This is a genomic window from Nocardia sp. NPDC004068, assembly GCF_042874315.1.
Lineage (GTDB): Bacteria > Actinomycetota > Actinomycetes > Mycobacteriales > Mycobacteriaceae > Nocardia.
In genome coordinates this window covers 506,493-524,763 of record NZ_JBIAMW010000004.1, presented here as the reverse complement: position 1 = coordinate 524,763, position 18,271 = coordinate 506,493, and the positions used below count along the sequence as shown (strand labels likewise).

The following is an 18,271-nucleotide window of genomic DNA, read 5'->3' as shown; positions in this document are numbered from 1 at the left end:
GCGCCCGGTCACCGGTCGCTCACCGAACGGTCTCCCTGTGATTCAGGACACTGCCGACGCGCCGATGCCGTAGACGCGTTCGGCATTGGCGGTGGTGATCTCCGCGAGTTCCTCGGGCACCTGTTCGCGCAGTTCGGCCAGGGCACGCACGGTGTAGGGCAGGCAGTAGGACTCGTTGGGCGCGCCGCGGAACGGGTGCGGGGTGAGGTAGGGCGCGTCGGTCTCGACCAGGATCGACTCGGCGGGCACGAGTTTCGCCGCCGCGCGCAGCTCCCGCGCGTTCTTGAAGCTGACCGTGCCGGAGAAACTCAGGAGGTAACCCGCCTCGACACAGGCCCGGGCCATCGCCTCGTCGGAGGAGAAGCAGTGGAAGATCACCGTGTCCGGCGCGCCCTCCTCCGCGAGCACGGCCAGCACGTCGCGGTCGGCCTCGCGGTTGTGGATCATGAGCGGTTTGCCCAGCCGTTTGGCCAGATCGATGTGCCAGCGGAAGCCCTCGATCTGCTCGGGCGGCACGGCGCAGCCGTCGAGTTTGCCGGGCCAGTAGTAGTCCAGGCCGGTCTCGCCGACGGCGACCACGCGCGGGTCCGCCGCCAGCTTCTCGAGTTCGGTCCTCGCGGCGTCGTCGAGGACGTTCGCGCGGGTGGGATGCAGCGCGACCGCCGCGTACACGCGCGAATCCCAGTGCGCGGCCCGCACGGCGAACCGGGCCGAATCCAGATCGTCGGCGACGGTCACCACCCGGCCGACGCCGACCGCCGCGGCCCGATCCACCACGGCCGCAACGGTTTCCGCGTCCGAGGCACCGCAGGCGTCCAGATGGGTGTGCGCGTCCACCAACGGGGACAGCGGTTCGGGGGCGGCGGGCGCGGGACGTTTGCTAGGCATGGTCACCCGGGATATCGACGCGAGCGGACAGGGGCACTCGGACTACAGTAATAACACCATGACTGACGCCGGACGCCCCGCCTTCTACATCACCACGGCCATCGCCTATCCCAACGGCGCGCCGCACATCGGGCATGCCTACGAGTACATCTCGGCGGACGCCCTCGCGCGGTTCAAGCGCCTGGACGGCTTCGACGTGTTCTTCATGACCGGCACCGACGAGCACGGCCAGAAGGTGCAGCAGGCCGCGAAGGCCGCGGGCGTCCCGGTCGAGGAGTACGCCGCGCGCAACTCCGACGTGTTCGAGGCCATGGACAAGACCCTCGACATCTCCTACGACCGGTTCATCCGCACCACCGACGAGGACCATCAGGTCTCCTCGGTCGCGATCTGGGAGCGGATGCGCGCGGCCGGGGACATCTACCTCGACACCTACTCCGGCTGGTACTCGGTGCGCGACGAGGCGTTCTACACCGAGGAGGAGACGACCGTCCTCGACGACGGCACCCGCATCGCCACCGAGACGCGCACCCCGGTGGAGTGGACCGAGGAGTCGAACTACTTCTTCCGGCTGTCGAAGTACCAGGACCGGCTGCTCGAACTGTACGAGCGGCGGCCCGATTTCATCCTGCCGGGCACGCGGCGCAACGAGATCGTCAGCTATGTGAAGGCCGGGCTGAAGGATCTGTCCATCTCGCGCACCACCTTCGACTGGGGTGTGCCGGTGCCGGACGATCCGGCGCACGTGATGTACGTGTGGGTGGACGCGCTCACCAATTACCTCACCGGAGTGGGCTTCCCGAACACCGATTCCGACGCGTTCCGGAAGTTCTGGCCCGCGGATGTGCACATCATCGGCAAGGACATCACCCGCTTCCATACCGTGTACTGGCCCGCGTTCCTCATGTCGGCCGGGGTCGAGCTGCCCAGACGCGTGTTCGTGCACGGGTTCCTGTTCAACAAGGGCGAGAAGATGTCCAAGTCGGTCGGCAATGTGGTCGACCCGCTGGATCTGGTCGATGCCTACGGGCTCGACGCGGTGCGCTTCTTCCTGCTGCGCGAGATCTCCTACGGGCAGGACGGCTCCTACAGCCACGACGCCATCGTCGGCCGCATCAACACCGATCTGGCCAACGAGTACGGCAACCTCGTGCAGCGCAGCCTGAAGATGGTCGCGCGCGACTTCGGTTCGGCCGTACCGACTCCCGGCGAGTTCACCGACGCCGACCGCGAACTGCTCGATCGCGCCACCGGCCTGCTCGACCGCTGCCGCGCCGAATTCGACCAGCAGCAGATGCATCTGGCGTTGGAGGCGATCTGGCTGACGCTGGGCGAGACGAACCGCTACTTCTCCGCCCAACAGCCTTGGGCGCTGGCCAAATCCGGCACGCCGGAGGACATCGCCCGCGAGGCCACGGTCCTGTACGTGACGGTCGAGGTGCTGCGCATCGTCTCGATTCTGGTGCAGCCGGTCATTCCCGGGTCGGCGGGACGCATCCTCGACCAGCTGGGGCAGACCGGGCGAACGTTCGCCGATATCGGGACGCCGATCGAGGCGGGGTTGTCCCTGCCCGCGCCGGAGCCGGTGTTCCCGAAGTACGTGGAGCCCAAGGACTGACGGGGCTCGACGAGCTCCGCGCCCCGGCCCCGGTCCTCGAGGATCGACGGGCCTACTCGTGGGCGCGGGCGGCGAGGACCGCGTCGTAGAGTTCACGGCGGGAGGCGCCGGTGGCGGCGGCTATTTCGGCGCAAGCTTCCTTGAGGCGGATGCCCTCGGTGACCAGGGCCTCCACTTCGTCGACCAGGTCGGCGGGGTCGGCCGAAAGGGGTTGGGCGCCTTCGATCACCACGGTGATCTCGCCGCGGGCGTGCTCGGTGGCCCAGGCGGCGAGTTCGGCGAGGGTGCCGCGGACGACCTCCTCGTAGGTCTTGGTCAGTTCGCGGCAGACGGCGGCGCGGCGGTCGGGGCCGAGGATCTCGACGGCGTCGGTGAGGGAGTCGGCCAGGCGGTGCGGGGCCTCGAAGAAGACCACCGCGCGCGGTTCGCGGATCAGGGTGCGCAGCCATTGTTTGCGGGGCCCGGATTTGCGGGGCGGGAAGCCGTCGAAGCAGAAGCGTTCCACCGGCAATCCGGACAGGGCCAGTGCGGTGGTGACGGCCGACGGGCCGGGCAGGCAGGTCACCGGGAGGCCGCGTTCCACACAGGCCGCGACCATGCGGTAGCCCGGATCGCTGACCGACGGCATCCCGGCGTCGGTCACCAGCAGCACGGTGTGTCCGGACTCGATCTCGTTGAGCAGCAACGGGATTCGCGCGGTCTCCACATGATCGTAGAAGCTCACCACGCGCCCGCTGATCTCCACCTCGAGGGCCTTGGCCAGCGCCCGCGTGCGGCGGGTGTCCTCGGCGGCCACCACCTCGGCCGAGCCGAGCGCCTCCCGCAGCCGCCGCGACGCGTCACCGGGATCCCCCATGGGCGTCGCCGCGAGCACCAACCGCCCGCTCGGCTGATCGGTCATCACCACTCCCGTCTCGGTTCGGATGCCTTCCCCGAATCTCCTTCGCAGGGACGGTAGCGAAGGACGGGACCCCGGTGCCAATAGACTCGTGCCGTGACCCAGCTGACCGACGCGCGACCGCCGATCGGTGCGGGCCCGGCCTTGTCGAGTCCGGCGCCACTGCGCCCCTCGCCCGATTTCGGGCCCACGGATCGGATGCGGGGGTGGCTGGTCACCGCGTTCCTGACCGTGATCGCGGGGGTGACGCGGTTTCTGGAGCTGGGCTATCCGACCGACGCGGGTACGCCGGTCTTCGACGAGAAGCATTACGCGCCGCAGGCGTGGCAGATGGTCACCGGCGGTGGGGTGGAGGACAATCCGGCGTTCGGGCTGGTGGTGCATCCACCGGTCGGCAAGCAGATGATCGCGCTCGGCGAGGCCGTCTTCGGCTACACGAGCTGGGGGTGGCGGTTCACCGCGGCGCTGTCGGGATGCCTGCTGGTGCTGCTGGTCGTGCGGATCACGCGGCGGCTGACCCGCTCCACCCTCATCGGGGCGATCGCGGGACTGCTACTGATCTGCGACGGGGCGACCTTCGTGGCCTCGCGCATCGGCATGCTGGACATTTTCCAGACGTTGTTCGTGACGGCGGCGTTCGGCTGTCTGATCGTGGACAGGGACCACATGCGCGAGCGGCTCGCCCGCGCGGATGCCCAAGGGCGCGTGGGACTCACGGCGTTCGGGCCGCGGCTCGGGGTGCGGTGGTGGCGATTCGGGGCGGGGCTGCTGCTCGGATTGTCGTTGGGCACCAAGTGGTCCGGGCTCTACTTCATCGCGTTCTTCGGGCTGCTGTCGGTCGGGTTCGATCTGGCCGCGCGGCGCGCCTACGGGGTGCGGCGGCCGCTACTCGGCACCGCGGTCCGCGATATCGGCCCCGCGCTCTACGCCCTGGTGCTGATCCCGGTGCTGGTGTACCTGGGCAGCTATTCGATGTGGTTCGCCAGCGAGACCGGATACGACCGCTATTCCGTAGGCAATCCGTACGCCGGGAAGAATCCGATCGGCGCCGGCGGGACGTGGTCGTGGGTGCCGGACGCGTTGCGCTCGCTGTGGCACAACCAGGGTGAATCGCTGAGTTTCCATGAGGGACTGACCAATTCGGCCGGGAACCACCACCCGTGGGAGTCCAAGCCGTGGTCGTGGCCGATGAGCCTGCGGCCCATGCTGTACTACTACGCCGACAACGGGGTGACCGGCTGCGGCCAGAGCGTCTGCGTCAAGGCCGTCATGCTCATCGGCACCCCCGCGATCTGGTGGCTCGCCCTGCCGATGCTCGCCTGGGCGCTGTGGCGCACCGCGACCCGCGCCGACTGGCGCTACGCCTCGGTACTGGTCGGGTACGGGGCCGGACTGCTCCCGTGGTTCGCCACCCTCGACCGGCAGATGTACTTCTTCTACGCCGTCCCCATGGCGCCGTTCCTCGTGATGGGCCTGGCCCTCGTCCTCGGCGACATCCTCGGGCCCGCCCCGTACACGCGCGGCCCGTACGGACAACGCTGGCTGCTCGTCACCGAACATCGCAGTCTGAGCCTGCTTCTGGTGTGTCTGTATCTCGGGCTGGTCGTCGCCAATTTCATCTGGCTGTGGCCGATCCTCACCGCGCTGCCCATCACGCCGGGCAACTGGCACGACCACCTGTGGTTGCCGAGCTGGAAGTGAGCGCTACTCGTGCAGCGCCGCCCGCACGTACCGCAGCGCGGCCTCGTCGTCCAGGCCGAGGCGGCGGATGATCGCCACGTAGTCGGTGGCCGCGCGCCCGGCGGCGTCGCGGGTGGGATCGCCGGACGAGGCGATGAACGAGCCCAGGCGGCCGCGGGTTTCGAGAACGCCGTCCTGTTCGAGTTCGCGGTAGGCGCGGGCGACGGTATTGGGCGCCAGGCCGAGTTGCGCGGCGAGGGCGCGGACCGTGGGGATCTTGGTGCCCGCGGTCAGTTCGCCGGAGCGAACCCGGGCCACGATGCCCTGCCGCAGTTGTTCGTACGGCGGGACCGTCGAATGGTGGTCGACCGGGATCTCCAGCATGGCCTCACACCTCGTCGCGGGCGAGGGGGCAGGACAGACAGCGCGGGCCGCCGCGGCCGGAACCCAGCTCGGAACCGGGAATGGTGAGGACCTCGATGCCCGCGTCCGCCAGGCGCGCGTTGGTGTTCTCGTTGCGTTCGTAGGCGACGACCACGCCGGGGGCGAGCGCGAGGGTGTTGTTGCCGTCGTCCCACTGTTCCCGTTCGGCGGTGACGCCGTCGAGTCCGGTGGCGATGACGCGCAGCTTGCCGATGCCCATCGCGTCCGCGGCGGCGGGCAGGAACGGATCGGGTCCGCTCATGCTCACCCCGTCCGCGCCCTCCTTGCGAATCGTGAAGGCGCGCAACGAATCCTGGACCGCCGGGTACATGACGACGGCGTCGGTGTCGACCATCGTGCAGACGGTGTCCAGATGCATGGTGGCGCGGTTCTGCGCGATCGGCACCACGAGCACGGTGTGGGCGAGATTGTCCTCGAACAGGCTGCGCGCCAACGCTTCCGCGCCCGCCGGTGAGGTCCGCTCACCGACGCCGATCGCCACCACGCCCGGGGCGAGCAGCAGTACGTCGCCGCCCTCCATCGGGGCGGTGTGCGATTCGTAGGCGCGCCGCACGCCGAGGAAGCGGGGATGGAAGGCGTAGACCAGATCGGTGAGCGAGGTCTCACGCGCCCGCGCGGGCAGCGCCAGGGAGGTGATCGCCACCTTCGGTCCCACCCAGAACGACGAGTCACGAGTGAACAGCAGATTGGGCAGCGGATCGATCACGAAATCGGTGCCGTGATGCATCCGGCGCACCAGCGAGGTCGCGTCAGGCCCGAACGGCAGCTCGTCGAAGGTCATGCCCGCCATGAGCACATGCGCCAGATCCTCGGGCGGGACGCCGCGCAGATACGCCTTGAGGTCCTCGGCCAGCGCGTGCCCGACCCGGCGGGCGTCGACCGCCGCGGTGATGCCCATGCTGCGGCCCGGACGACTCACGGCCAGGGTCTCGGCCAGCAGATCGCGCAGGAGCAGCACCTCGACGCCGCGCCCGCGCAGCACGTCGGCGAACACGTCGTGTTCCTGCTGCGCGCGCTCGACCCAGGGAATGCCGTCGAAGAGGAGCTGATCGTTGTTGCGCGGGGTAAGCCGCCGCAATTCGTCCCCCGGCCGGTGCAACAGCACCGTCCGCAGCGTCCCGACTTCGCTTGTCACGGAAAACGGTCGCGCCGACGGCACCGCCTCTGCTTCCATGAGTTCGACCGTAACCGCCACCGGCCGCATTGGCACGGAATTCGCTGGGCGGCGCGGGTGTGGGCGGTGGGGCAGTTCTACGGATCTCGCTGGGCCGCGCGGGTGCGGGGGGTGGGCCACTTCGACGGATCTCGCTGGGCCACGCGGGTGCAGGGGGCGGGGCACTTCTTCCGAACGGTCGTAAACTTGACCTAACCTGAAGTATCGTTCAGCTATGCAGCACACGACCTGGCAGGCCAAGGAGCTCACCCCCGGACAGCTGTCCGAACGTAGCGGAGTCGCGGTGTCCGCGCTGCATTTCTACGAACGCGAAGGGCTGATCACCAGTCGGCGCACGAGCGGTAATCAGCGGCGGTACTCGCGCGAGACGCTGCGGCGGGTGGCGTTCATCCGCATCTCGCAGCGAGTCGGCATCCCGCTCAGCGAGATTCGCAAGGCGCTGGACACGCTGCCGGAGGGCCGCACCCCCAATCGTAAGGATTGGGAACGACTTTCGACGGTATGGCGCGCCGACCTCGATCAGCGCATCGAACAGCTGGTCCGCCTGCGCGACAGCCTGACCGGATGCATCGGCTGCGGCTGCCTGTCGCTGGCGTCCTGCCGCATCGCCAACTGGCACGACAAACTCGGCGACGAGGGGCCGGGCGCGCGCGTGCTGGACGTGAACCTCAACTGCGCCAAGGGAATCGAGGGCTGCACCGAACCGGAGTCAGCGTAGGAACGAGTCGAACCGGTCGTTGGCGCGGCGCATGACGAACTCGTACGGCCAGGCGAACTTGCGCGCCCACCAGTACCCGAACCGTACCTCGAACGAGGTGTGCACCAGGAAGCTGTTGCGCTCGATTCCCCGCAGGATCTGCTGGGCGACCTTCTCCGGCGAGGCGGCATGCTTCTGAAACATCTTGGTGTACCGCTGAATTCGCGGATCCTCGCGATCGACCCCGGCGATCTCGACGGTCTGCACGAGATGCGTGTTCACCGCTCCCGGCACCACCAGCCGTACGCTGATCCCGTGCCGCTCGAGATCGAACCGCAGCACCTCCGACAGCCCGCGCAGCCCGAACTTGCTCGCGCTGTAGGCCGCGTGCCACGGGAAGGCGAGCAACCCCGCCGCCGAGGACACGTTCACCAGCGCCCCACCGCGCCCCGCCCGCACCATCGGCGGCACGAACGTCTCGATGACATGGATCGGCCCCATCAGATTGATATCGATCATCCGCCGCCACTGCCGATGCTCGAGATTCTCGACGGTCCCCCACGCCGACACCCCCGCCACATTCATCACGACATCGAGACTCCCGTGCCGATCGTGCACCTCGTCCCCGAAGGCCCGCACGGCGTCGTAGTCACTGATGTCGAGCGCCCGCGAGTACAGCACCTTCCCCCCTTCGCGCTCGACGGCCTCCACCGTCCCCGCCAACCCCTCCGCATCCACATCGGTGAGCACCACCTCGGCCCCCGCCCGCGCCGCCGCGAGCGCGGTAGCCCGCCCGATCCCACTGGCCGCGCCGGTGATCAGGGTTTTCTTGCCGCTGACGGACTTCAAGCGATCGCGCACGCCGTTCCTCGATGCTGTGTGTGCTCGGTTGTCTGCTGTGGTGGAGCATACGGGTTCGCTCGGCCGGGGGTTCGAAAGCCGGAGCAGTGCGCGGTGAGATGTTCGGTGTGCGGGGCACCGCGGGAGCCAGGGTGGGGCGCGTCGCACCCGTGGCAGATGATCGAGAGTCCAGAGAGATGGGAGTGAATTTCCAATGGCCATGGGTTCACCCTTCGAAGTACTCACACGCCTCCGCGCAGTAGAGTGGACGAATACCGATGCGGCGGAAGTCCACGCCTACTCCCGAGCCCGCTTGATGCGTGAACATCTGAGGAGATCGGCGCTGTGGGCAGACGCTTACGGCTCGGCTGAATGGCCATTCTCGGATATCGCGAGCTTTGTCACGCCGAATTTTCAACTGAGCGCCGACGTCGAACGAGACCTGGAACAATACTTGGCGTCCGGGGCCGTGAGCTACTGGATGAAATCCCCCTGCTGTTCGATCGTCCGCTGGGCCGCGCTGTCGCATTCGACGGAGGTCAGCCTTCCCGACCTTCCCGACCCCTATGAACCCATGCTGATAATGTTCGAACGCGGCGGCGGATACTGGCTGGAGGTTTTCATAGATTTGGAAGGTATCTCGATCTCACAAGGTAGCTTCGAGTCGAATCTGCGAAGTAAGCCCTTTCTGGTAACCTCGCCCGTCGCTCTCGATGCCTATGACATCTTGCACACGAGCGGCGAGCCGTCGTATTACGCCCTCCCCCCAATGGGCGGGGACGATACGTCAGGGGACACACCGACGTTGGTAAGACGACATACCGATAAGACCAGTCATGAGTTGGTCGACGAGGAAATCACCACCGGCCTGAAATGGAAGCCAACTCCTCGGCTTCGTGATATCGAAGAGACGAGACAAAATCCTCGCGTTTATGAGATCAGGGAAGCGGAGGCCATTCCCCATATCGAGCACCTGATCGTACAAGCGTCGGACACAGAGAATTGAAGTAAGTTGATTGCCGATAGACTCTTCACCATTGTGGATGGCAACATTCGACAACTGTCTTCCAAGCATAGGAACCTGTCACTGGCCGCCGCTTGGCTGTATCAGGATATTCAAGCGTCAGTAGATGAGATCGTCACTCTGGTCGATTGCATCACATGCCTCAGGGAAGGCTTCAGATCCGATCCGTATGAGCACTCCGGTAATGCTTGGCATGCCGTTATTACTACCAAAGGCGCCTCACTGGATAATCTGTATAACCCAGGCGACCCACCCTGGACCCTATCTAATGATGAAATACTAAATGCTATCCGGCAGTATTGGGATTGCTTGCTCGAGCTTGGCCGCATAGACGATCTGGAGGCGTATAGACGTACCTTCTCGAAGGTACATGGCCGATCACCCCGTGTCCCATGGGATTTCTCGAAGCCTTTGCCTTGAGTCGTCGTGCACCGTACACCTTTGCAGGTCGACGCGGAGAGCGTGTCGAGGGCTTGATGCTGATGCAGCAGGATAAATGGCAAAAATGAGAGGTGAGAATATGTCCCAGCGGAAAGTCTGTTTGGTGCGGGTGAAGCGCAAGGAAGACGAGTGGATCGCAGCCTTCGCTGTGGACGGCCGACGGTACGAAAATACCGAGGAGTTCGAACGAGTCAAGCAGGAGGTTTATTGCGCAATGAGTGACCATCGTATTATTGCCGAGTTCGAGACCAGCGACATATCTGAAGGCGCGCGGCCGAACCTCGGTCTACCTTCTTGGGAGGAGTATCGAGACCGGCACAAACTGTGATCTGAGGATACTAGCTCAGATCAGCGGCCGGAGAAAATCGGCAACATCCCGTTGACCGCAGCCTGCGCGCGGTCGCGACTTTCCGGAGGCGGTTCCCCAGCAAGGTGAGATAATCGACCCGATGAACACAAGTGAGCAAGCCGCTGCGGCGACCGTCCGGGCGACTGTCGAACGGGTGATCGCGGCGGGAGTGAAGCCGGGATCGATGGCTGGCGCTTCGGACGAGCAGATAGAAGATTGGGCCGCGCGACAGGGTGTCACCGTGATACCGGCTGCCGTGCGGGAAGTCATGCGGATGATCGGGATCAAACGCTTGGGCTGGTTCCGCGGGAGTGCGTTCGGTGTAAAGGTCATCGAAGACAGCGACAAAAGGCGCGCAATCGCCCTGCTCTCCCGGCTCGAGAACACTATGACCGATAGCGCTGGCATGCTCGTGTTGGCGGAGCACCAAGGCTATCAGTATTACGTCATCGACGGCGCTGATCTCGGTTTGCCTGACCCGCCGGTCTGGTTTATCGATGAGGATGAGATAGCCGAAAAGATCAGCCCTTCGGTAACTGATTGGTTCGACAGCATCGCACCCGATGTCGAACAGGATCGAGCACGTCTGCGGCTCGATCGTACGTTGGGCAGCTGGATCAGCCCGGGATGGGCCGAGTACATCGACATCGATGATCTCGAATAGCCGCAGCCGAGCCGAGAATTTGTTTCGGCTAGGAGTCAGCGCCTGGTGGTCTACGGGATCAAGGAGTAGCACCTAAAGTTCAGCCCGCCGTCGGCGGCTCGGAGAAGACGGGGCCAATGCGAGTGACAGCCACCCGCGACAAGGGAACTGCTCGGCTCGGGTACGGGCGGCGTGTCGACGCTCCGACAGCGGGCAAGCCAGCACGTCGGTACAGGTCAGCTATCCCGAAATCCGCCAGAACGGGTTATCCCTTTAGCTGTTCGGCTAGAGAACACCGGATTCCGTAGACGTACGAAATGAAACTTATTACTACTCGCAGAGCGTCCATGGCCGCTGACTTGAACCGCAATACCGTCTATAACTTCTCGTTAAACTAACTCTCAAGTTGCAAGGGCAGAATCGAGCGAATGTTTGCCGAAGCAGTCACCCGAAAGCAAGAGGCGATCCTGAATTGACAGCGGAGACTGAAAATCTCGATAGTAAACGTAAGATTTGTTTCGGACTTGTCAAACAGGACGATGACGACTGGGTTATCGGCTTTGTGATCGACGGACGGAGATACCACACCGCAGAAGAGTTCGAGCGGACTCGGCGGGAGGCATTTCTTGTTATAAACCGAAGTTATATTATCGCAGAGTTCGAGACGCGCGATGTCAGCGACACCGAACCGCGTTCGGACAGGCCCACATGGGAAGAGTATCGGGCGAAACATCGCCTTTGACTGCGGAGGTGTCGCTAATGAGTAGCGAAGTTGGTCAACCAGGGTGGAACACTGGTCCGATGATCAATAGTGAGCAAGCCGCCGCGGCGACTGTCCGGGCGACTGTCGAACGCGTGATCGCGGCGGGAGTGAAGCCGGGATCGATGGCTGGTGCTTCGGACGAGCAGATCGAGGATTGGGCCGCGCGGCAGGGTGTCACCGTGATACCGGCTGCCGTGCGTGAAGTCATGCGGATGATCGGGATCAAACGGCTGGGCTGGTTGCGGGGAAGTTCGTTCGGTGTAGAGGTCATCGATGAGAGCGACAAAAGGGGTGCGATCGCGCAGCTCGCTCGGTTGGATAATACGATGACCGATAGTGTCGGCATGCTCGTGCTGGTGGAGCACCAGGCATATCAGTATTACGTCATCGACGGCGCTGATCTCAGCCAACCCGACCCGCCGGTCTGGTTTGTCTCTGAGGATGAGATAGCCGAGAAGATCAGCCCGTCGGTGACCGCTTGGTTCGACGGCATTGCGCCCGATGTCGAACGGGATCGAGAACGTCTGCGACTTTATCGGAAGATGGGCAGCTGGATCAGTCCGGGATGGGCCGAGTACATCGACATCGATGATCTCGTATAGCCGCCAGCCGAGAATTAGTCTGTTACGAGTCGACAGATCAGCGGCCGGAGAAAACCCGCAACATCCGGTTGACAGCGGCCCGCCACGGGAACTGCTCAGCCCGGGTACGGGCCGCTCGCCGACGCTGCGACAACGGCCGAGCCAGCACGTCGGTCACGGCGTGGGCGAAAGCCGAGGGATGGTTGGCCGCGACCGCGCCGCAGTCAGCCGTGACGATATCGGCCAGGGCAGACGAGCGGCTGGCGACCACCGGCGTACCTGCGGCAAGGGCCTCCAGTGCGGCCAGTCCGAAAGTTTCGTGCGGGCCGGGTGCCAGGGAAACGTCCGCACTGGCGAGCAGGGTCGCCACCCGCGTCCGGTCATCGACGAACCCTGTGAAATGCACAGCCGGACGCCCGTCACGCAACGGCGCCAGCCCACGGGCCAAGCGCTGCAACGACTCTCGCCTAGGCCCGTCGCCAACCACCACGAGCCGCGCGTCCAGCCCCTCACGCCGCAGCGCGTCGACAGCCTCGATACTCCGATCCACCCGCTTCTCCACCGACAACCGCCCGCAGTGAACCAGTAGCGGATACTCCCCGCCCAGTTCGGACCGCAGCCGACCGTCGTGGCGCGCAGGGCTGAACATCTCCAGATCCACCCCCAGCGGCACGAGCGCGACGTTCGGCGCGTCGATGCGCTGGAACTCCTCCCGCGCGAATTCGGTTGTGCAGACCACATAGTCGTAGCTGGCGGCGGTGCGTCGGTTCGCGACGTCGGCGGCGCGGCGGGCCATGGGGCCGGGCAGTACCTGGCCGAGCAGCCGGTCCAGCCGCTCGTGCGAGATCATCACCCCGGCGATGTCGCGCTGTCGGGCCCAGCGGCCGAAGCCGCGCAAGGTCAGTCGGTCCGAGACCTCGAGCGCGTCCGGCCGCAGGCCGGCGAGGACATCGGCGACGCGGCGCGGGTCCGCCGCGCGGTAGCCGCCTGTCCACGGAATCGGCAAGGCGGGCACCGTGATTCGCACGACGCCGCTGGGCAGGATCTCCTCCGACCGCCGCGCCCCGGGCACGATCAGGACGACCTCGTGGCCGCACGCCGTGTACCCGGCCCCCAGATGATGCAGTGCGGTGCGAAGTCCCCCAGACCGCGGACCGTAGAAGTTCGCCAGCTGAACTATGCGCACTGCCCGATCGTTCCCGCGGACCGGTCCCCCTGGGACAACGCGAGTTGAACAGGCGCGGAAGCCTCGGGTAACCGGCAGGGTCAGGGCTTGGGCACGCGGGAGACGCGGGGGAGTTCCAGATCCAGCGGGATGCGCCCGGCGGCGAGGTGCACGGCCACCTCGTCGGCGGGAATCGGCCGGGCGATGAGGAAGCCCTGGGCGCGGTAGCAGCCGAGGCCGACCAGGGTGCGGGCGGCGACGGCGGTCTCCACGCCCTCGCCCACCACGCCCAGTCCGAACGAACCGGCAAGTCCCACAATGGATTTCACGATGGCGAGATCGTCGGTGCTGACGCCGAGGCGCTGCACGAAGCCGCGGTCGATCTTCACCGCGTCGACCGGGAGGGCCTTCAGATGCGACAGCGAGCTGTAGCCGGTGCCGAAGTCGTCGATGGCGATCTGCACGCCCATCCGCTTGAGCCCGCGCAGCGTCACCTGGGTACGGGCCAGATCCTGGACGACCACGTGTTCGGTGATCTCCAGGCATACCGAACTGCCGTCGATCCCGTATTCGCGCAGGACGTCCTCAACCGATTCGACGAAGTCGAGGCTGACCAGCTGCACCGGCGACACATTGATCCGGATGACGACGTTCGCCGCCAGCCCCTTGCCCCGCCATTCGGCGAACTGCTTACAGGCGTTGCGGATCACCCATCGCCCCAGTTCACCCGCGAGATTGGTCGCCTCGGCCACGCCCACGAACGCGCCCGGCGGCAGCAGCCCGCGCGTCGGATGCTGCCAGCGCACCAGCGCCTCGAGCGCGACGATCCGCCCGGTCCGCAGATCCACCTCGGGCTGATAGTGCAGGATCAGCGAGCCGTCGGCCACCGCGCCGCGCAGGTTCAGCTCGACGTCGTCCTGGAGTTCGAACTGCGCGCGCATGGCGTCGGTGAACACCGCCACCCCGTTGCCGCCGCCCGATTTGGCCGACAGCAGGGCGTGATCGGCGCGGCGCAGCACGTCGGCGACCGTGGTCTCCCCCGGAATGCCCACGGCCACGCCCACACTCGCGCCCCGGCTGACGGTCTCCCCGCCGACGGTGACCCGGCGCGAGATCACCTGTTGCAGCCGGTTGGCCTCGAATTCCGCGGCGACCGCGTCCATCGGCTTGGCGGGCACGATGACGAATTCGTCGCCGCCGAGGCGCGCGATCATGTCGGTGGGATCGAGATGTTCGCGCAGCCGAGTGGACAGCGCCTGGATGAAGTTGTCGCCCGCGGTGTGGCCGAGGAAGTCGTTGAGCGCCTTGAGCCGATCCAGGTCCAGGAAGAAGGTCGCCACCGGCCCGGGATGGCCCGGCCGCAACCGGTCCTCCATGTGCTCGAGCAGCGAACGCCGGTTGGCCAGCCCGGTCAGATCGTCGTGCATGGCGATGTAGCGCAGCCGCTCCTCGGCCTCGACGCGGGCCTGGAGCTGCGCGAACAGCGAGGCGATGGCCTGGAGCACATTGAGTTCGCGGGTGCTCCACTCCCGCTTGCCGATCTTGATGAAGCCGAGCACGCCGGTCGACTCGCCGCGCGAGAGCAGCGGCACCGCGGCCGAGGTGACGCCCGGCAGTCCGGACGCCTTGCGGATCGTGTCCTGATAGTCCATGTCGTGCGGGGTGACCAGGAACGGTTCGGTGGCGTGTTCGAGGGCCTTGAACACCGAGTCGGCGTGCTCGAAGTACACCACCGCCAGCGGATCCGGATCCGGCACGTCGGGCCGGGGCGGCCATTCGGCGACCAGGACGGTGGCGCGGCGATCGCGATCGGTATGTCGCAGATAGCTGAAGTCGACGTCGAAGTACTCGACGAGCAGGGCCAGCACGCGTTCGGTCGCCGCGACCATGGCCGTGGCGTCGACACCCATGAGCTCTGCGGCGACCTGAGTCACCAGTGAATCGAGCGTCCGCCGAGGCACCTTGTCTCCGATCACGCTAACTACGAGTCGCCGCGCCCGAAATAGGACGCCGCCGGCTACGGACTGAAGCTGCTGTCGCGTAGCTCAGGCGAAGCACCAACGCAATGGTCTCATGCTCAGGCACTCCCAGGAGGTCCAGGAACCGGCCCTGAAGTGACGCTAGTGTATCGGCGAACGATGGCGAAAGCCCGGCGAAGTCCTCGGAGCGTCGGGCATAGAGAAACACGGGAGAGATGGGCTGAACGGCCAGCCCCAGCCGCTGCGCGCGAATCCACAATCGCTCCACGGCCATGCCCGCGCGGGCGTACCCGCGCAGGTCGGCGTCCCGTTCCGGGAAGGTGACCGCCACGACGGCCGAACTCGACAGCACCCGGTCGCTGGTGTATTTGCCGAGCGCGGTCCCGGCGTGCCAGGCGCGCAGTTCGGCCATGATGTCCGCGCGGCGGCCGACCTCGAGCGCGGCCTCCTCGTCCGGCGCCAGCTCGAGGCTCCACACGTCGATGCCGGTGCTCGGGTCCTCGTCCGGCCAGCGCAGTTCGGAGAACATCGACTCGTGCAGCGCGGGGGTCAGATAGCGCACCCGATCCGATTCGCCGAGCAGCCGCGCGGCCGCCGTGAGCCCGTCGGGGCCGGAGACCAGCCGCAGGCTCGCCCCCTCGACCTGCGCGGCGGCGGTGAGCGCCTCGAGCACCGGCCGGGTCAGTGGTTTTCCCGTACCCAACCGTCGGTTGGTCTCGCGGACCAGCGCCGGGGCGTAGTCCGCGGCGACCGCCACGTCGTTCCCGGCGCCCAGCCGCAGGATCGCGGTCAGGGGTTCGTCGCCCGCGCCCGCGACGAGCCGATGCTCCCCGAGCAGGCCGTGCGCCGCCGCGGCCGCGCGCGCGTTGTAGAGCGCGGCGCCCACGGCCACCGCGCTGCCGCGCAGGCCGACGTCCAGCGGTGAGGTCTTGTCCGGATCGAGCACGATGCGCACCTCGTCGGCGGCGGTGCGCACCGACCACGGCTGGACGTTGCCGCCCGAGGGGGCCCGCGCGGCGCACTGCGCGATCCGGGCCAGCGGGCTCTCCGGCAGGGTGATCTCCCCGCCCGGCGGGGGCGGTTCGTGCAGCGCGTGCGGCTCCGGTTGCGCCAGCTCGTCCAGGGCCAGATCCGGATCCATGCGGCCGCGCCCGGAACGCAGCGGGACATCGAGCCCGATGCGGCGCACCGCGGCGGCCACGCTCGCACCGCCCATCATCACGTCACTTCCCAATTGTGGCCAGCCGGTGAGGGTTTCGCCCACCTCGACCATGCTGGCCGCCATCCGCGCGGAAACCTCACGCGCGCCGAGTAATCGGACCACGTACGGGGATTTCTCCCGCGTGGTGAGGCCGCGCAGATCGGCCGCGCGCAGGCCGCGCAGCAGGCCGTGGAACAACGGCCGATCCGGTTCCTCGTCGAAGCGCTCGACGTCGAGCAGCCCGCGGTCACTGGTGTGCATCACCACGGGGATACCCCGTGCGCGGGCCGCCTCCCGCACGGTGACCTTCAAATCCAGCGAATCGCATTCCTCCACGAGCACCGACAACCCGCCGATGAACCGGTCGGTCGTCCACTCGTCCACCCCGGTGTCGAACACCTCGACGGGCAGATACGGATCGAGTTCCGCGATCCGCCGGGCGGCGACGACGGCCTTGTTCACGCCGATGTCGAGCACGCTGGCCGAGACCCGGTTCAGATTGGACAGCTCGATCGTGTCGAAGTCGGCCAGCCGCAGCCGCCCGCAGCTGCCCTCAAGGGCGAGCGTGATCGCTACGGCGTGACCAACGCTCTGTCCGATTACACCGATCGTCTGTTGGGCCAGGCGCTGCTGCTCGGCCTCGGTCAGCTTGTTGCGGTTGCGGTTCAGCCGCACCCGGCGGAAGACGTGTTCGCCGGGCAGCGCCAGGACGCTGCGCCGCCACGGGTAGTAGATCCAGCGCTCCGAGGCCGGATCGATACGGGGGCGGGATTCCCTTGTGACAGCGGCGAATTCGGCCGTGATCTTTTCCCGGAGATCGGTGAATTCGATGATCGGATCGGCCCGCAACACCTCGAGCCGGTGCGCGTCGGCCGGATTGGACCGATCGAGAATCAATGGGCGGTACTGTTTTTCGGCTTCGTGATCATCGGACATGTGAGCGCAGGACCTCCCGTTCGCACCCGGACTTGCGGCGGCTGCGCCCGCCTCTGTTGGTCGTGATGCCCAGTTCCCGCAGCTCCGTCGTCATCACGGAATGGACGGTGTCCTCGACCAGTGCACGGTATCGTCGCGAGTCCCACCAGACCGGTACTGTCGAATAGCGCGTGTCGGGATAGGGGATGCCGGGAATCACCGGGGCGATGACGCCGCCCGTCGGCCGATAGCGCGCGGCGGTGAACGTCGCGGCCGTGCCGAATCCGAAACGCACGCCGTGCAGTAGCGGTGCGTAGGCCAGGCAGCGCGACATCGCGTCGCCCAGCGCGCGGCGGTCGGCGGCGGCGCGGTCGACCCATCCGCCCCGCACTTCCACCACACCGAACTTCAGTCGAGCAGCAACGAGTTCGCGAAGCTCGGATTCGCCGGTGCGCCCGCGCCATTCGAGCAGGACATCGATGTCGTCCGGGATAGCGAAGGGTCCCCTCATTCGGACCCCAGCTACCACTTCACCGGCGGTATTCAACGCGGTGAAAAACAGGGAAGACGACCGACCATCACGGATCTGGTCGTACTCCAGAACGCTTTCCACGTCGTAGTGCCGATACGTGCGCAACGCTCCGTCGAGGTATTGCTCCCACAGGTCCGGGCGTTGTCCGGGGGTATTGAGCCAGAAGGTGCATCCGGATTGTCGATCCAGGAAACGCCGTGTCCCCGCGACGGGGGAGACTGACAGGCCGACCGCGACCGCTTCGACAGTCATACAGTTCCTACTCCGTTGCTGCGCGCTGTCGCGCGACTGACCGGACCCCTCCCAACACGGTCCATCGGGCCGCATGTCGGATGTGGTCGCCTAGGCAGTATCCGTCATCCGACCGGAATTGACCAGATGTCCGGCAAATCTCCCGATACCTGGGTGGGAGGAACGAAATTTCACCAGGTCAGATCCG

16 protein-coding genes are annotated in these 18,271 nt (G+C 66.4%); 7 read left to right on the top strand and 9 right to left on the bottom strand.

The window, feature by feature from the left end:
• Window positions 1–42: 42 nt before the first annotated feature.
• Entirely contained in the window at window positions 43–888 is an 846-nt protein-coding gene (locus ACFYTQ_RS13040) for a TatD family hydrolase (protein WP_387360051.1), read from the bottom strand.
• Between ACFYTQ_RS13040 and metG the strand changes: the two genes are divergently transcribed.
• Window positions 887–2,506, top strand: a complete 1,620-nt coding sequence (gene metG, locus ACFYTQ_RS13035; protein WP_387360049.1) for a methionine--tRNA ligase — start codon at window positions 887–889, stop codon at window positions 2,504–2,506. The genes ACFYTQ_RS13040 and metG overlap by 2 nt on opposite strands.
• 52 nt (window positions 2,507–2,558) lie before the next feature.
• Here metG and rsmI read toward each other — a convergent pair whose 3' ends face one another.
• Window positions 2,559–3,407, bottom strand: a complete 849-nt coding sequence (gene rsmI, locus ACFYTQ_RS13030) for a 16S rRNA (cytidine(1402)-2'-O)-methyltransferase (RefSeq protein WP_387360047.1) — start codon at window positions 3,405–3,407, stop codon at window positions 2,559–2,561.
• 93 nt (window positions 3,408–3,500) lie between these two features.
• On the opposite strand from rsmI, the gene ACFYTQ_RS13025 reads away from it, so the two are divergent.
• On the top strand, window positions 3,501–5,105 hold the full coding sequence (locus ACFYTQ_RS13025) for a dolichyl-phosphate-mannose--protein mannosyltransferase (protein WP_387360045.1): 1,605 nt from the start codon (window positions 3,501–3,503) through the stop codon (window positions 5,103–5,105).
• Between the two features lie 3 nt (window positions 5,106–5,108).
• Here ACFYTQ_RS13025 and ACFYTQ_RS13020 read toward each other — a convergent pair whose 3' ends face one another.
• Window positions 5,109–5,468: a GntR family transcriptional regulator gene (locus tag ACFYTQ_RS13020; RefSeq protein WP_387360043.1), complete on the bottom strand. Its 360-nt coding sequence runs from the start codon at window positions 5,466–5,468 to the stop codon at window positions 5,109–5,111.
• A gap of 4 nt (window positions 5,469–5,472) precedes the next feature.
• Window positions 5,473–6,702 carry an arginine deiminase gene (gene arcA, locus ACFYTQ_RS13015; protein ID WP_387360041.1) on the bottom strand — a complete coding sequence of 410 codons (1,230 nt, stop codon included), beginning with the start codon at window positions 6,700–6,702 and terminating at the stop codon, window positions 5,473–5,475.
• Between the two features lie 214 nt (window positions 6,703–6,916).
• Between arcA and soxR the strand changes: the two genes are divergently transcribed.
• Window positions 6,917–7,420, top strand: a complete 504-nt coding sequence (gene soxR / locus ACFYTQ_RS13010; RefSeq protein ID WP_387360039.1) for a redox-sensitive transcriptional activator SoxR — start codon at window positions 6,917–6,919, stop codon at window positions 7,418–7,420.
• Here the strand turns inward: soxR and ACFYTQ_RS13005 are convergent.
• A complete protein-coding gene (locus tag ACFYTQ_RS13005; RefSeq protein ID WP_387360037.1) occupies window positions 7,412–8,260 on the bottom strand; it encodes an SDR family oxidoreductase in 849 nt (282 codons plus the stop codon). The two genes, soxR and ACFYTQ_RS13005, sit on opposite strands and share 9 nt — an antisense overlap.
• A gap of 295 nt (window positions 8,261–8,555) precedes the next feature.
• Here ACFYTQ_RS13005 and ACFYTQ_RS13000 point away from each other — a divergent pair, with 295 nt between their 5' ends.
• From ACFYTQ_RS13000 to ACFYTQ_RS12985, 4 genes are all read left to right on the top strand, one after another.
• A complete protein-coding gene (locus ACFYTQ_RS13000; protein ID WP_387360035.1) occupies window positions 8,556–9,245 on the top strand; it encodes a hypothetical protein in 690 nt (229 codons plus the stop codon).
• Window positions 9,246–9,783: 538 nt separating this feature from the next.
• Window positions 9,784–10,032 (top strand): hypothetical protein, encoded by a 249-nt coding sequence (locus ACFYTQ_RS12995; RefSeq protein WP_387360033.1) that lies wholly within the window; start codon window positions 9,784–9,786, stop codon window positions 10,030–10,032.
• Between the two features lie 121 nt (window positions 10,033–10,153).
• Window positions 10,154–10,717: an SMI1/KNR4 family protein gene (locus ACFYTQ_RS12990; RefSeq protein ID WP_387360030.1), complete on the top strand. Its 564-nt coding sequence runs from the start codon at window positions 10,154–10,156 to the stop codon at window positions 10,715–10,717.
• Window positions 10,718–11,497: 780 nt separating this feature from the next.
• Window positions 11,498–12,061 (top strand): hypothetical protein, encoded by a 564-nt coding sequence (locus tag ACFYTQ_RS12985; RefSeq protein WP_387360028.1) that lies wholly within the window; start codon window positions 11,498–11,500, stop codon window positions 12,059–12,061.
• Window positions 12,062–12,098: 37 nt separating this feature from the next.
• On the opposite strand, the gene ACFYTQ_RS12980 is transcribed toward ACFYTQ_RS12985, so the two are convergent.
• The 4 genes from ACFYTQ_RS12980 to ACFYTQ_RS12965 all read right to left on the bottom strand — a co-directional run bounded on the left by ACFYTQ_RS12980 (window position 12,099) and on the right by ACFYTQ_RS12965 (window position 18,084).
• Window positions 12,099–13,226 (bottom strand): glycosyltransferase, encoded by a 1,128-nt coding sequence (locus tag ACFYTQ_RS12980; protein WP_387360026.1) that lies wholly within the window; start codon window positions 13,224–13,226, stop codon window positions 12,099–12,101.
• Between the two features lie 80 nt (window positions 13,227–13,306).
• Window positions 13,307–15,139 carry a putative bifunctional diguanylate cyclase/phosphodiesterase gene (locus ACFYTQ_RS12975; RefSeq protein ID WP_387360024.1) on the bottom strand — a complete coding sequence of 611 codons (1,833 nt, stop codon included), beginning with the start codon at window positions 15,137–15,139 and terminating at the stop codon, window positions 13,307–13,309.
• 43 nt (window positions 15,140–15,182) lie between these two features.
• Entirely contained in the window at window positions 15,183–17,321 is a 2,139-nt protein-coding gene (locus ACFYTQ_RS12970; RefSeq protein ID WP_387360021.1) for an Rv1355c family protein, read from the bottom strand.
• Window positions 17,311–18,084, bottom strand: coding sequence for a hypothetical protein (locus tag ACFYTQ_RS12965; RefSeq protein WP_387360019.1), 774 nt, complete (start codon window positions 18,082–18,084; stop codon window positions 17,311–17,313). The genes ACFYTQ_RS12970 and ACFYTQ_RS12965 overlap by 11 nt, the downstream gene beginning before the upstream one ends.
• Window positions 18,085–18,271 lie beyond the last annotated feature (187 nt).

Bases quoted from the DNA above. Each gene is read 5' to 3' on its own strand.
- metG (WP_387360049.1), top strand. From the start codon at position 887: ATGGTCACCCGGGATATCGACGCGAGCGGACAGGGGCACTCGGACTAC.
- ACFYTQ_RS13040 (WP_387360051.1), bottom strand. From the start codon at position 888: ATGCCTAGCAAACGTCCCGCGCCCGCCGCCCCCGAACCGCTGTCCCCG.
- rsmI (WP_387360047.1), bottom strand. From the start codon at position 3,407: ATGACCGATCAGCCGAGCGGGCGGTTGGTGCTCGCGGCGACGCCCATG.
- ACFYTQ_RS13020 (WP_387360043.1), bottom strand. From the start codon at position 5,468: ATGCTGGAGATCCCGGTCGACCACCATTCGACGGTCCCGCCGTACGAA.
- arcA (WP_387360041.1), bottom strand. From the start codon at position 6,702: ATGGAAGCAGAGGCGGTGCCGTCGGCGCGACCGTTTTCCGTGACAAGC.
- soxR (WP_387360039.1), top strand. From the start codon at position 6,917: ATGCAGCACACGACCTGGCAGGCCAAGGAGCTCACCCCCGGACAGCTG.
- ACFYTQ_RS13000 (WP_387360035.1), top strand. From the start codon at position 8,556: ATGCGTGAACATCTGAGGAGATCGGCGCTGTGGGCAGACGCTTACGGC.
- ACFYTQ_RS12995 (WP_387360033.1), top strand. From the start codon at position 9,784: ATGTCCCAGCGGAAAGTCTGTTTGGTGCGGGTGAAGCGCAAGGAAGAC.
- ACFYTQ_RS12990 (WP_387360030.1), top strand. From the start codon at position 10,154: ATGAACACAAGTGAGCAAGCCGCTGCGGCGACCGTCCGGGCGACTGTC.
- ACFYTQ_RS12985 (WP_387360028.1), top strand. From the start codon at position 11,498: ATGATCAATAGTGAGCAAGCCGCCGCGGCGACTGTCCGGGCGACTGTC.
- ACFYTQ_RS12970 (WP_387360021.1), bottom strand. From the start codon at position 17,321: ATGTCCGATGATCACGAAGCCGAAAAACAGTACCGCCCATTGATTCTC.
- ACFYTQ_RS12965 (WP_387360019.1), bottom strand. From the start codon at position 18,084: ATGACTGTCGAAGCGGTCGCGGTCGGCCTGTCAGTCTCCCCCGTCGCG.